The sequence below is a fragment of the Bradyrhizobium canariense genome (assembly GCF_900105125.1).
Lineage (GTDB): Bacteria > Pseudomonadota > Alphaproteobacteria > Rhizobiales > Xanthobacteraceae > Bradyrhizobium > Bradyrhizobium canariense_A.
The window spans coordinates 3,300,293-3,314,163 of the sequence record NZ_LT629750.1 but is presented as its reverse complement, the minus strand read 5'-3'; the positions used below and the strand labels follow the sequence as shown (position 1 = coordinate 3,314,163).

11 protein-coding genes are annotated in these 13,871 nt (G+C 62.3%); 4 read left to right on the top strand and 7 right to left on the bottom strand.

Annotated features, from left to right (window positions below; translation table 11 throughout):
• Position 1 precedes the first annotated feature (1 nt).
• The 4 genes from BLV09_RS15850 (at position 2) to BLV09_RS15835 (ending at position 4,676) form a co-directional block, all read left to right on the top strand.
• Entirely contained in the window at positions 2-1,903 is a 1,902-nt protein-coding gene (locus BLV09_RS15850; RefSeq protein WP_244549108.1) for an AMP-dependent synthetase/ligase, read from the top strand.
• A gap of 13 nt (positions 1,904-1,916) precedes the next feature.
• Positions 1,917-2,693, top strand: coding sequence for a creatininase family protein (locus tag BLV09_RS15845; RefSeq protein WP_146687997.1), 777 nt, complete (start codon positions 1,917-1,919; stop codon positions 2,691-2,693).
• Between the two features lie 14 nt (positions 2,694-2,707).
• Positions 2,708-3,187, top strand: a complete 480-nt coding sequence (locus tag BLV09_RS15840; protein ID WP_146687996.1) for a flavin reductase family protein — start codon at positions 2,708-2,710, stop codon at positions 3,185-3,187.
• A 262-nt stretch (positions 3,188-3,449) separates the two neighbouring features.
• Positions 3,450-4,676 carry an ABC transporter substrate-binding protein gene (locus BLV09_RS15835; RefSeq protein ID WP_146687995.1) on the top strand — a complete coding sequence of 409 codons (1,227 nt, stop codon included), beginning with the start codon at positions 3,450-3,452 and terminating at the stop codon, positions 4,674-4,676.
• Between the two features lie 200 nt (positions 4,677-4,876).
• Here the strand turns inward: BLV09_RS15835 and BLV09_RS15830 are convergent, their stop codons facing one another.
• From BLV09_RS15830 to BLV09_RS15800, 7 genes are all read right to left on the bottom strand, one after another.
• Positions 4,877-6,019 carry an acyl-CoA dehydrogenase family protein gene (locus BLV09_RS15830; protein ID WP_146687994.1) on the bottom strand — a complete coding sequence of 381 codons (1,143 nt, stop codon included), beginning with the start codon at positions 6,017-6,019 and terminating at the stop codon, positions 4,877-4,879.
• A gap of 154 nt (positions 6,020-6,173) precedes the next feature.
• Positions 6,174-7,358, bottom strand: a complete 1,185-nt coding sequence (gene pimC, locus BLV09_RS15825; protein ID WP_146687993.1) for a pimeloyl-CoA dehydrogenase large subunit — start codon at positions 7,356-7,358, stop codon at positions 6,174-6,176.
• A 114-nt stretch (positions 7,359-7,472) separates the two neighbouring features.
• A complete protein-coding gene (locus BLV09_RS15820; protein WP_146687992.1) occupies positions 7,473-8,267 on the bottom strand; it encodes an ABC transporter permease in 795 nt (264 codons plus the stop codon).
• Positions 8,264-9,094, bottom strand: coding sequence for an ABC transporter ATP-binding protein (locus BLV09_RS15815; RefSeq protein ID WP_146687991.1), 831 nt, complete (start codon positions 9,092-9,094; stop codon positions 8,264-8,266). The genes BLV09_RS15820 and BLV09_RS15815 overlap by 4 nt, the downstream gene beginning before the upstream one ends.
• Before the next feature lie 73 nt (positions 9,095-9,167).
• Positions 9,168-10,250 (bottom strand): ABC transporter substrate-binding protein, encoded by a 1,083-nt coding sequence (locus BLV09_RS15810; protein WP_146687990.1) that lies wholly within the window; start codon positions 10,248-10,250, stop codon positions 9,168-9,170.
• A 225-nt stretch (positions 10,251-10,475) separates the two neighbouring features.
• On the bottom strand, positions 10,476-12,575 hold the full coding sequence (locus tag BLV09_RS15805; RefSeq protein WP_244549107.1) for a 3-hydroxyacyl-CoA dehydrogenase NAD-binding domain-containing protein: 2,100 nt from the start codon (positions 12,573-12,575) through the stop codon (positions 10,476-10,478).
• Positions 12,576-12,674: 99 nt separating this feature from the next.
• Positions 12,675-13,859, bottom strand: a complete 1,185-nt coding sequence (locus BLV09_RS15800) for an acetyl-CoA C-acyltransferase (RefSeq protein ID WP_146687988.1) — start codon at positions 13,857-13,859, stop codon at positions 12,675-12,677.
• Positions 13,860-13,871: the final 12 nt, after the last annotated feature.

Sequence of the window (13,871 nt, the reverse complement as noted above, 5' to 3'; positions counted from 1 at the left end):
CATGGTCACAAATCCCGCCCCCAAAGCCGCTGCCCACACACGGCAGGTGCCAGTGCTCAGCGGCGTCCCCGACAGCGGCGTCGCCAACTTCGAGGCCGTCAAGCGAACCTTCGCCCAGATGGTGCAGGATCGAGCGGAGGTCGAACCCGAGGAGGTCGCGTTCTGTCAATGGGACGGTACGCGCGCGATCCCGACCACCTGGGCGCAGTACGCCTTGGCCATGCGCGAGGTCGCGCTCGGCCTGACGGCCCTCGGCGTCGCGCGCGGGGACAGGGTCGCCATCATGGCGCCTGGCCGAGGCGAGTGGGTTATAACGGCGCTCGGCATCCTTTCGGCCGGGGCAATCCCGGTGGGCGTTTACCCCATGAGCTCCGCTGCGGAGGTGAGGCAGCTCGTCGGGCACAGCGAGGCTGTCGTCATGGTCGTCGGGGACGAGGCCGACGTCGCAAAGATCGCCGCGGTCGCCCGGGAGCTTCCCGCGCTGCGGGCCATGATCAGCTTCGACGGCGCTCCGTCGGGGCTGCCCGAGACGGTCGTCAGCAAGACTTGGGCCGACCTGCGCGGGGCCGGCCGAGCCCTCGACGCAACCAATCCGGCTCTGTTCGACGAACTCCTTGACGGTGGGGACATCGACCACACGGCGGCCTTGTTCTACACCTCTGGCTCCACCGGAGCCCCCAAGGGGGTCATCCACACCCACCGCACTCTGCAGTACTCCATACTCGGCTCCGCCGTTCTCAACCCGGAGCTGACCAAGACCCGCCGAGACTCGGTCAGCTTCCTAGGCCTGTCCCACGTCTCTCCGGCCTTGTCCGGCGTCTTCTCACCGATCATGACCCGGGGGGTGGTGACCTTCTGCCGCCTGGACCAGAGCTCCGAGGCCCTCCGCGGCGTACGTCCTACGGGGATCGTTTGGCCGCCGCGGCTGCATGAGAAGCTGCTCAGCGGGGCGCTGGCCGCGGTCAAGGCGTCGCCCACATCGTTCCAGGAGGCCTACGAGGACGCGATGCAGGTGGCCCGAGAGGTCGCCGCCGCGCGCCGACGCGGCGACGCAGTGCCTGCCGCGCTGCAAGCCCGCTACGACCGGGCCCAGGAGAAGGTGTTCCTGCCCCTGCGCGCGAAATTGGGCGTGGACCGCGTCGGGGTCGCCTGGACCGCGTCGGGTGCGATGACCCCCGAGGTGCATGCCCTCTGGCAGATGTGGGGCGTGGATTTGCGTGAGCTCTACGGCACCACCGAGACCTGCGGCTGGGTCCTCGCGCAGTGGGACCGCGCCTTCCCGCCCCCTGGGACGGTGGGCAAGGCCATGCCAGACCCGCGATTCGTGATCAAGACCAGCAGCGAGGGCGAGCTCTTGGTGAAGGGGCCGCTGCTGTTCCGCGGCTACTGGAACGATCCCGAGGCGACCGCGGAAGTGATGGACGGGGAGTGGTACCGCACGGGCGATCTCGTGGAGATCGACGCCTCCGGCGAGGTCAAGCTCATCGGTCGGGCCAAGGACATCATCATCACCAGCGGTGGCAAGACCATCAGCCCGCAGCCCCTTGAGGTGTGCCTCAAGGCCAGTCCGCTCGTCGAGGAGGCCGTGGTCGTCGGCGACGGCCGCAAGTACCTCACCGTCCTCATCTGGCCGACCGAGAAGGGCAGCAGGCTCGACAGGGATGTGCTGCAGGAGGGTCTGCGAGCCTTGACCGAGGACCTCAACACCGGGCTCGCGCGTCCCCTTCAGCTCAAGGATTTCCGTATCGCGCCACGTGCGCTCTCGCCCGGCGCAGGTGAGCTCACCGCCAAGGGCACGATCCGTCGAGCTGCGGTGCTCACCTCGTTCAGCGCACTCGTGGATGAGATGTACAGCGCCGCGGAGCATAACGAGTTCGCTGGCCAGGCGCGGCTCCAGGAATGAGGAGGAAGGTGAGATGAAGCATCCCGGGCAACTGCGGGAGCGGCGGATCGAGCACTTGACCAGCGCCGAGATCGCTGAGGCGATCGCTGCCGGCGCCCGCACGGCGATCCTTCCGCTGGGCGCGATCGAGCAGCACGGACCTCATCTCCCGCTGTCAGTTGACAGCGATCACGCCGACGCCCTCGGGCTCCGCATCGCCGAACGGCTTGGCGCTGCACTGGTTTTGCCCACGGTCAGGGTCGGATACTCGCCCCACCATCTTGGCTTCTCCGGCACCCTCTCGGTGCGAGCCTCCACCCTGGAGGCGATCTGCCTAGACTACTGCAGCAGCCTGGCTGCGCACGGGTTCACCCGCGTCGTCCTCTTCTCTGGCCACATCGGAAACTACCCGATCATGCGCGATTTCGAGGCGCGGCTTGCTGCGGCGCTCGCCCCGGCGCTTCAGGTCATCGTCTACAAAGACAATGCCGCGATCCTCGACGCGTGGCGGAAGTCCGCGCAGTCGGTCGCTGCTCTGGGAAGCCACGTCGGTGGTCACGCAGACGTGGCGGAGACCTCGGTAATGCTCGTGCTGCACCCCGAGAAAGTTCGGGCCAACCGGGCGGCGGCGGGGTACCTGGGCACGGTCGACGAAGAGTTCCTGCGTCGGGCGTTCGTAGAGGGCATCGACGCGATCTCGCCCAACGGTGTCCTCGGCGATCCCACCGGGTGTTCGAAGGCGATCGGCCACGCGGCGTTGGACGCCGTGACCGATCTTGTCGTCGAGTACGCCACCGCGCACGGAGCGTGAGTCGCATGCCATTCATGAGCGAGCAGATGAACAGCAGGATGCTGCGCGACGCGTTCGGCGCGTTCCCGACGGGTGTAGTGGCTGTGGCGGCGCAGGTCGACGGGAGGATGGTGGGTCTCGCGGCCTCCTCGTTCACCTCGGTCTCTCTCGAACCCCCACTGGTGTCATTCTCGGTCGCGAAAGACTCGACCACGTGGCCCGATCTGCGCCGAGCCGCGCACCTCGGCGTCACCGTGCTCGCCGAGGACCACGGCGCATTGTGCCGCCAGCTCGCCGGCCCGGCCCGGGAGCGGTTCACCGGCGTCGCCCTCGATATCACCGACAGCGGTGCGGTGATGCTCACCGAGGGGATCGCCCAGTATGACTGCACTGTCCGCGAGGAGTTGGAGGCGGGCGATCACGTTATCGTGCTGCTCCAACTCCATGCCGTCGTCGTCAATAGCCGCGGGCAACCCCTCATCTTCCACCGTAGCGAGTTCGGAAGGCTCGCGTAGCTTACGGAGCCAGGGCACACATGACGGCCCCTTAGCTCGCGCAGATGGATTGGGAAGTTTATGCCGGAGCCGCCACGCCTTGACGAATTGGTGCCGTCTCAGCTTTCCGCCATGCTTCCGAGAATGCCGTGCATATCGTCTTTCGAGTTCAAGCGCCTCGTCTAGAACGCCGTGCACCCGGCTTGAGATAACCGCCCGCCGCACCGTGAAGCTCTGCTTCACATCCCGTTGAGATAAACAAGCTGAGGAAAGGAAATTGCGAATGAGGAATGGAATTCTGAATCTGGCCATGGCAACGGCGCTGACCATGGCGCTGTCGATCTCTGCGGCCAATGCCCAGAAGAAATACGACCGGGGCGCCAACGATACCGAGGTCAAGGTCGGCCAGACCATGCCGTTTTCGGGACCGGCGTCGGCTTATGCCTCGATCGGCAAGACCGAGGCCGCCTATTTCAAGATGATCAACGACCAGGGCGGCATCAACGGCCGCAAGATCAATTTGATCCAGTACGATGACGCCTATTCGCCGCCGAAGGCGGTGGAGCAGGTGCGCAAGCTCGTCGAGAGCGACGAAGTGCTCCTGACCTTCCAGATACTCGGCACGCCTTCAAACGCAGCCGTGCAGAAATATCTCAATTCCAGGAAGGTGCCGCAGCTGTTCGCGGCCGCCAGCGCCTCAAGATTCTCCGATCCGAAGAACTTTCGGTGGACCATGGGCTATGATCCGAACAACTTCGTCGAGGGGCGCATCTATGGCCAGTACATTCTGAAGGAGCATCCGGACGCCAAGATCGGCGTGCTCTATCAGAATGACGACTTTGGCAAAGATTATCTGAACGGCCTCAAGGCCGGCCTCGGTGACAAGGCTGCGAAGATGATCGTGACCGAAGCGTCCTACGAGGTGACTGATCCCACGGTCGACTCGCAGATCCTCAGGATCAAGGATTCTGGCGCCGACCTGTTCTTCAGTGCCACCACGCCGAAGCAGGCGGCGCAGGCGATCAAGAAAATCGCCGAGAGTGATTGGCATCCGGTGCAGATCATCAGTTTGAAGGCTACCTCGGTCGGCAGTGTCCTGAAACCGGCCGGGCTCGAAAACGCCAAGGGCATCATCAGCACCAATTACGGCAAGGAGCCGCTCGATCCGCAATGGAAGGACGATCCGGGCGTAAAGCGCTATTTCGCCTTCATGGAGAAGTATTATCCGGACGGAGACAAGGGCTCGAACTTCAACACCTATGGCTACAGCGTCGCGCAGCTTCTGGTCCACGTACTCGAGCAGTGCGGCAACGACCTGACGCGCGAGAACGTCATGAAGCAGGCGACCTCGCTCAAGGATTTCGAAGCTGACTTAGCGCTACCCGGGATCAAAATCAACACCTCACCTACCGACTACCGCATCCACAAGCAATTCAAGATGATGCGGTTTAACGGCGAGCGCTGGGAGCTGTTCGGCCCGATCCTGGAGGATGCGGGTCCGGCGGGTTAGTTGCCGAGCCCTGAGATCCAATCGGCGACCTGTGGGCCGCCGATTTTTTTCGACGACACCGGAGCTAGGAACGCACTTCGAATAACAGCCTGATTACGCCCTAAGCTTGACAACAAACCGCAATTAAAGGGCAGGATGACATCCTCGGACAGCCAACAGCGCGATGCCATGACTCACATTGGCGCCACGGGCGGCATGAATCACCCGACGACCCCGCCCATCGCGGCGATGCGGGCCAGATGGAAATCGGTGTCACCGAACTGGTGATCGATCATAGTCAGCCGCTTGAAGTAATGGCCGATGCGATATTCCATGGTAACCCCAATGCCACCATGCAGATGAACACCGCTCTGGCCTATGAAGCGCGCGGAGCGGCCGATCTGCACCTTGGCGGCCGCGACAGTCTTGGCGCGCTCGTCAAGATCAGTGAAGCTCGACGCCATCGAGGCCAGGTAAGACATGCTGCGCGCGGTCTCCAGCGCGGTGAACATGTCGGCGGCGCGGTGCTGCAGGGCCTGGAACGAGCCAATGGCGACACCGAACTGCTTGCGCTCCTTGATATATTCGACGGAGATCTTGAGAGCCTCCTCCATCGCGCCGACCGCCTCGGCGCACAGCGCGATGCGGGCGTCGTCGACTACCTGGTTGACAATGGATAGACCGGCCTCAGCATGGCCGATCACCGCGTCGGCGCCAACCTCGACATTGCTGAGTTTGATATCGGCAGCGCGGCTGCCGTCCTGAGTCTCGTAGCCGCGCGTATCGACGCCCTTGGCATTTGCGGGCACCACGAACACACCGACGCCCTTAACGTCACGCTGGCCGCCCGCGGTGCGGGCGGTGACGATAATGGTGCCGGCGGTGTCGCCATGACCGGCGACAAATTTCTCGCCGTTGAGCACATAACCCGAGCCGCTCTTCTTCGCAGATGTGGTGACATCGCCGAGATCATAGCGCGAGTCGCGCTCCAGCTGGGCGAATGCCAAGGTCTTGGAGCCGTCAATGATCCCCGGGAGATGGGCTGCGCGCTGCTCGCTTGACCCACGGCGTAGGAAACCGCCGCCGAGCACCACCGTGTCGAGATAAGGCTCGATCACCAGATTCCGACCGAGCGCCTCCATCACGATCATGGTCTCGATCGGGCCGGCGCCGAAGCCGTCGTCATCCTCCGAGAAAGGCAGGCCGAGCAGGCCCTGTTCGGCGAACTTGCCCCAGATCGCTTTGCTGTAACCACCCTTCTCGGCGCGATATTTCTTGCGGGCCTCGAAATCGTAAGACGATTTCAGCAGCCCGTCGATGCTGTCCTTGAGGAGGCGCTGCTCCTCGGAAAGATCAAAATCCATTTTCTTTTCTCTCGGATCGCGCGCGACGCGCGTGGTGAATGTTCGAAGTCGCCTTCATTGCGAGGCGCTCTTGCGCCGAATCAATCCAGGCCTCGATCGAGGCCTCTGGAACCCTTCGTCGCTGCGCTCCTCGCAATGAGGCCGTTTCGGCAGATCACAGTCCCAAGACCGCTTTCGCGATGATGTTGCGCTGGATCTCGTTGGAGCCCCCATAGATCGACACCTTGCGGTAGTTGAAATAGGTCGGCGCGATCGGCGACGCCCAGTCGTCATTTGTGTTGCGCGCATTGTCTCGCCCGAATGGCAGCGCGAACGGACCGGTGACCTCGAGCAGCAACTCGGTCAACGTCTGCTGGATTTCCGAGCCCTTGATCTTCAGGATCGACGAGGCCGGATCGGGCTTGCCCTTGCCATGCTTGCCCTCGGCAGCGACCACCCGCATCTGCGTCAGTTCCAGCGCCTTCAGTTCGACCTCGGTGGAGGCGAGCTTTTGCCGGAACAAGGGATCCTCGATCAGTGGTCTGCCGCCGGCCATGGTCTGGGACGCCAGCTCCTTGATGCGGCCGATCCGCGCCTTGGAGATGCCGACGCGGGCGATGTTGACGCGTTCGTGGCCGAGCAGGAATTTGGCATAGTCCCAGCCCTTGTTCTCCTCGCCGACGAGGTTCCCGGCTGGCACCACCACGTCATCGAAGAAGACCTCGTTGATCTCTACCCCACCATCAATCATCTGGATCGGGCGTACGGTAATGCCCTTCGCCTTCATGTCGATGAGGATGAAGGAAATGCCCGACTGCTTCTTGGCGCCGGGATCGGTGCGGCAAAGGCAGAAGATCCAGTCGGCATGCTGCGCCAGCGTGGTCCAGGTCTTCTGGCCGTTGACGATATAGCTGTCGCCCTTCTTGTTTGCCGAAGTCTTCAGCGAAGCCAGGTCCGAGCCGGCCCCGGGCTCGGAAAAACCCTGGCACCACCAGTCATCCATGTTGGCGATGCGCGGCAGATAATGCTTCTTCTGCGCCTCGCTTCCAAACGTGTAGATGACGGGGCCGACCATTTTGACGCCGAACGGCAGCGGCACCGGCGCGGGATATTTCTGCAGCTCCTCGAGGAAGATATACTGCTTCACCGCATCCCAGCCGGTGCCGCCATATTCCACCGGCCAATGCGGTACGCCCCAGCCCTTTTTATTGAGCGTTCGCTGCCAGCTCACCTGCTCATCCTTTGTGATGTGCCGGGTTTCTAACAGCTTCCGGCGCACCGCAGGATCGACATTGTCCCTGAAGAAGGCACGCACTTCGTCGCGAAACGTGACTTCCTCGGGAGTGAAGTTCAAGTCCATCGTGAAACGACTCCAGATTAAGCAAAAAAATATTTGTCCGCATCGCCACACTTGCCCCATCTCGGCGAAGCGGGAGCGAGGCTCCGCGCCTCTTTTCGATGCGCGATGACAGTCTTAGTGCGGCATCACCGCCATTGGCTCTCGCCGGATCCAGAAGATGTATCGCCGGCCCGCGAAGCGCGTGATGCTGTGCAGCGTCATACCGATCGCCGAAAGGACGATCAGAACGGCGAATACGCCGGTGATGTCCAGATTGAAATTATAGGTCATGATCAGGTAACCGAGGCCCGCCTGCGCGCCGACGAACTCCCCGACGATGGTGCCGATCACCGACAGCACTGAGGCGATCTCAAGGCCGGCGAAGATCAGCACCAACGCGGATGGAATCCGCAGGCGCACCAAGGTCTGCAGCGTCGTTGCTCCGTAGGCCCTCATCATGTCCAATTGATCCCGATCGGTGGAATGAAAACCGGAGATCACGCTCACAAGGATCGGGAAGAAGCAGATCAAGGCGGTGATGACGACTTTCGAGGTCAGACCGTATCCAAACCAGATGACCAGAAGCGGCGCGACCGCCACTTTCGGGATCGTCTGCAACGCCACGAGGTAGGGATACACGAGCTTCTCGACCGCCGGCACCAGCGACACCAGCGCCCCCACCACGAGCCCTGACGCGATGCCGACGCCAAACCCGATCAGAACTTCGGTCAGGGTGACCATGAGATGCGGCCACACCGATCCTTCGGCGAACATTCCGTACAAGCGAACCACAATGCCGCCGGGCGCCGGCAGCACCAGCGGCGAGACGTGGCCGTAGCGGCAGATGCCTTCCCAGACCGCGAGCAGGACGACCGCGAGGCCAAACACCTGATAGCTGGGGGACATCAGATTCAGACGTGCGTTCTTCATAGCGCGGTCACCATCGGAGCGTCGGAACCGAAAATGGTCCGGATCTGGTCGCAGATTTCACCGAATCGCCTGTTTGCCATTGTCTTCAGTCTTCGCGGCCGTGCGATGTCGACGTCGATGATCTCGGAGATTCGGCCGGGCCGAGGCGACATGACGACCACGCGGTCTCCGAGCAGAACTGCCTCGGGAATGCTGTGCGTGATGAAGAGAACCGTCTTCTTCTCCTCGGAGCAGACACGCATCAGTTCGACATTGAGCGATTCGCGCGTCATGGCATCGAGCGCGCCGAACGGCTCGTCCATCAGCAGGACCTTCGGCTCGCGCATCAGCGCGCGGCAGATCGCAACGCGCTGCTGCATGCCGCCCGACAATTCGAACGGATATTTTTTGGCGAAGTCAGCAAGGCCCATAAACGCGAGCAGCCCTTCGGCCCGGTGCCTCGTCGCCTCGGAACGATCGTTCTTGAGGTGAGGCGACAGCAGGACATTGTCGAGCACCGTATTCCAGGGCAGCAGAAGCGCCTGCTGAAAGACGATGCCGACATCGGATCGTGGACCGCGAAGACTATCGCCGTCGAACTTGACCACGCCGGACGTGACAGACGACAGACCCGCCAATATGCGCAGCAGCGTTGTCTTGCCGCAGCCACTTGGCCCGACGACCGAGACGAACTCGTTCTCCCTGATGTCGAGGTTGACCTTGGCCAATGCCGTCACGACGTCACCGGAATGCGTCGAGAATTTCTTTTCGACATTCTCGATCGTGATGAACGTTCGACCCCGGTGCTGTCCCGGCTCATCGGATGTACTTGAGGAGGAAGTCAGCATGAAGGAATCTTGTTAATTGAATATTGGCGCTGCAAGTTTCTTTCAGGCCCCGAATCTTTGATCGAACGGCTGGTCACTGCAGCGACTTCAGGTCGAATTCTTTCGCCTGCTTCACGATCGCTGCGCGATCGTAGTTGTTGATCCCGCCGATGAACTCGCCCGTATACATCCGCGACGCGGGAACCGGCTTGGTGATCTGGCCGCCCTGAAGAAGGAAGTCACTGAGATCACTCCAGCGGGATTCGATGAATTCGCCTCGTTTGTCGCCCAGTTGATCATCTATCCAACTGTCCAAGGTCGCAATCATCTTCAGACCACGTTCAAGCTTCTGCTCAGAACTGCCTTCCGTGGGCTTGCTCTCGGGATAAACCTTCCACGTCATCAGCACGCAGGCGGGACGATTGGCGAGACAAAAGTCCAGACCTTTCGCTAATGCGCGGCCAAAGCGAATCAGGAGCTTGGGATTGTTCTTGATCGTGTCGTTTGTGGCGAGCAGCGACACGTCCGGCAGAAATGCGAGCTTCTTGTCGATCGGCAGTTGCCTGACTGGCGACCCGGCGATGTCGAAGGTGACGTTGGCAGTCTCCCAGAACACGATGGCATCAACCATCTTCTGCTTCATCGCGGTGATCGCCTGCCCGCCTGCACCGATCGGAATGAAGGTGATGTCGCGATCGGGATTGAGGCCGGCGGCCCGCAGATAGGCCTTTCCGTAGTTCATGCCGGCGCTGCCGAGCGCCGTTACGCCGATGCGCTTGCCCTTGAGTTCCGCTACGGATTTGATGGGGCTGTCCGCAGGTACCGAGATCGACCAGATGTTGCGATATTCGACACTGGAGAAATAGCGCAGGTCCAGGGGCGCAGGTGCGCCTTCCTGCATGCCGATCACGGCCTGCGCGGGGCTTGCCCAACCGATCGGAGCGTTGCCCGTAGCAACCTGGATTGCGACCTCGTTCGATCCCGCCACCAGGATGTAGTCAACATCGAGCCCTTCGTTGCCGAGGTAACCGAGATATTTCGCAGCGATGAACGGTGCGATTGCCTCATTCGCATTTCGCTGCGGAAGCAGGACGTTGATCTTTTCCGCAGCTGCGGCGCTTTCAACTACGCCGCAGGCAGAAACGGTCAGGAGAAAAACAGCGAGAAGCTTCTTCATGTTCTTAAATCCCCGAGTTACGACCGATTGACATTTCGCAGAACGCTAATTCGTAACTCGCTCGTGCACAAGCTTAATGCTCGCCTACGAGTGATAAAGATTTAATCAGATCAGTGTCACTTATTGTTCAGCACAGCATTTACTGCAGCGCGATAGCTCGCGCGTCGACCGGCGCGAGCAAACAGAGCGTGTAGCGGCCTCTTCATTTCGCCGGCTGGAATCCCGTCAACCGGGGTTTGTCGCAGTGTTGAGCGAGGCAAAGGATGCGCCTTCGCCTGCGAGGCGCGCGAGCAGAGCGGTCGGCCTTAACGCCGGCTCGTTCAGGCTCCGTGCATAGAATTCGAGGCGTTCGACGATGGTCTTGAGGCCAACGAGATCCGCATAGAACATTGGCCCGCCGCGATGGATCGGCCAGCCATAGCCGTGCAGCCAGATCACATCGATGTCGCCGGGACGCGCGGCGATCTTCTCTTCGAGGATGCGCGCGCCTTCATTGATCATCGGATAGATCATGCGCTCCAGAATTTCTTGATCGCCGATGGCGCGACGGGTCAGGCCGAGCCGCTTACACGTCCCGTCGATCAATTGTTCGACCTCCGGGTCCGGAATCGGCGCACGCGACCCGGGCTCGTATCGGTAATAGCCCTTGGAGGTCTTCTGCCCGAGGCGGCCGGCCTCGCAGATGGCATCGGCAATGTCCCAGCGAATGCCTCGGTCCTGACGCGAACGCCAGCCGATATCGAGACCTGCAAGATCGCCCATGGCGAACGGCCCCATAGAAAAGCCGAACCGCGTCAGCACCGCGTCTACCTGTTCCGGAAGCGCGCCGCTCTTGAGCAGGGCCTCTCCCTGCAGGCCGCGGACGGCCAGCATGCGGTTGCCGACGAAGCCATGGCAGACGCCGACCACGACCGGCGTCTTGCGGATGCGCTTGGCCAGCATCGTTGCGGTCAGCAGCGCATCGGACGCGGTCTGTTTGGCGCGCACGACCTCGCACAGCTTCATGATATTGGCCGGGGAGAAGAAGTGCATGCCCAGCACGTCCTGCGGCCGGCTGGTGACCGCAGCGATCTCGTTGATGTCGAGATAGGAGGTGTTGGTGGCCAGCACCGCGCCGGGCCTGGCATGGGCGTCGATGGCGGTGAAGACCTCTTTCTTGATCGCCATCGTCTCGAACACGGCCTCAATGACGAGGTCGGCATCCCCTACGTTCTCGATGCCGACCTTGCCGTCGATCAGCGCCATCCGCTTCGTCGGTTCATCCGCCGGGATACCGCCGCGCGCCGCCGTGGCGTCCCAGTTCTTTTGCATCATGCCGAGGCCGCGCGTCAGCTGTTCTTCCCCGGTCTCGATTAGAGTCACCGGAATGCCGGAATTGGCGAAGGACATGGCGATGCCACCGCCCATGGTGCCGGCGCCGATGATGGCGACGCGCCCGACCGGACGCGGCTTCACGCCGTCCGGAACGTCTCGAACCTTGACCGCTTCCCGCTCAGCGAAGAAGGCATGGCGCTGTGCCTTCGACTGATCGTCGGCGACCAGCTTCAAGAAGGCCTCGCGCTCCTTCTTCAGCGCCTCGTCGAACGGCGTGTCCAGCGTCCAGCTCACCGCCTCAGCGCAGGCCAGCGGCGCATTCATGCCACGGTTCTTCCTGGTGGCGGCCGCAGCAGCGGCGGTAAAAAGTGAACGATCAGCCTTGGCGGCCACGAGCTTGGAATCGTCATTGCGCAGCAGCCGCAGCGGGCGCTGTTCCGCCACGACCTTCTTCGCGAATGCGATCGCACCGTCCGCCGCCGGGCCTTCGACGATCTCGTCGATCAGGCCATGGTCGAGCGCTTCGGGCGCGCCGATCGGCTCGCCGGTAACGATCATCTTGACGCCGAACTCCGGGCCGACCGCCCGCGACAGGCGTTGCGTTCCGCCGGCGCCGGGCAGCAGGCCGAGTTTGACCTCGGGCAAGCCGAGCTTGGCGTCCTTGACCGCAACGCGGAAGTGACAGCCGAGCGTCAGTTCAATGCCGCCGCCAAGCGCAGTGCCGTGGATCGCCGCGATCACCGGCTTGCTGGAGCTTTCGATGGCCGTGATCACCTCGTTGAGGGCCGGCGGCTGCGGCGGTTTGCCGAATTCGGTGATATCCGCACCGGCAATGAAGGTGCGGCCGGCGCAGGCGATCACAATGGCCCGAACCGCGGTATCCGCATTCGCGGCCCGAACGCTCTCGAAGATGCCGCGGCGCACGGCCGCGCTCAGAGCGTTCACGGGTGGCGCATCGATGATGATCGCCCCGCAATGATCGACCAGCGCGAGTTTGACGGCGTCGCTCAATTCAAGTCTCCCATCAGAACAAATCTCAACAGGCGCAAGCATGGGAGCCCGGTCCTGATGACCGGGCCTCGCTCCGCCGCGATTTTCTCAGCGCTCGGATCAGTGGATGATCTCGAACAGGCCGGCGGTTCCCATGCCGCCACCGACGCACATGGTGGCGACGCCATATCTGATCTTGCGGCGACGTCCCTCGATGAGAAGATGACCGGCCAGCCGCGCGCCGCTCATGCCATAAGGATGGCCCATGGAAATGGCGCCGCCGTTGACGTTCAGCCTGGCAGGATCAATTCCGAGCTTGTCCCGGCAGTAAAGTACCTGAACGGCAAAGGCTTCATTCAACTCCCACAAGTCGATGTCGTCGATGCGCAGACCGTGACGCGCGAGGAGCCGCGGCACGGCATAAATCGGACCAATCCCCATTTCGTTTGGCTCGCAGCCGGCCGACACGAAGCCGCGGAAAATGCCGAGCGGCTTCAAGCCACGCTTGGCGGCCTCCTTGTCGCTCATGATCACCATCGCGCTCGCGCCGTCCGAGAGTTGGCTGGCATTGCCGGCCGTGATGCTGCCGCCGTCGCGCACAGGCTTCAGCCTGGCGAGCCCTTCCTGCGTCGTATCCGGACGAGGTCCCTCATCCTGAACGAGCGTGACGTCCTTCAGGCTGGTTTCCTTTGTCTCTTTGTTGGTAATCGACATCGTGACCGACAGCGGCACGATCTCGTCGTCGAACTTTCTGCTCGTCTGGGCCGATGCGGTCCGCATTTGGCTGTCGAAGGAATATTCGTCCTGCCGATCTCGCGAGATCACATAACGTTTTGCGACCACCTCGGCGGTGTCGAGCATCGGCATATAGACGTCAGGCTTCATCTCCATCAGCACGGGATCGACGGCACGATAGGTATTGGCATGCTCGTTCTGCACCAGGCTGATCGATTGGCCGCCACCCCCGACTGCGATCTGGACACCGTCATGGATCACCGATCGTGCGGCGATGGCGATAGCCTGCAGTCCTGATGCACACAGGCGATCGACCGTCGTGCCCGACACCGAGACCGGCAGGCCTGCGCGCAACAGCGCCTTGCGGGCGATATTGCCGCCGGTCGTGCCCTGCTGCATTGCCGCTCCCATGACAACGTCTTCGATGTTGCCAGGATCGACCTCGGCCCGCGCCACTGCCGCCTTGATGGCCTCACCCAGCAGGGTGGCACCATCGGTATTGTTGAGCGCGCCGCGATAGGCCCTCCCGATCGGGGTACGCGCAGTGGATACGATAACAGCATCAGCCATGGAACGATTCCC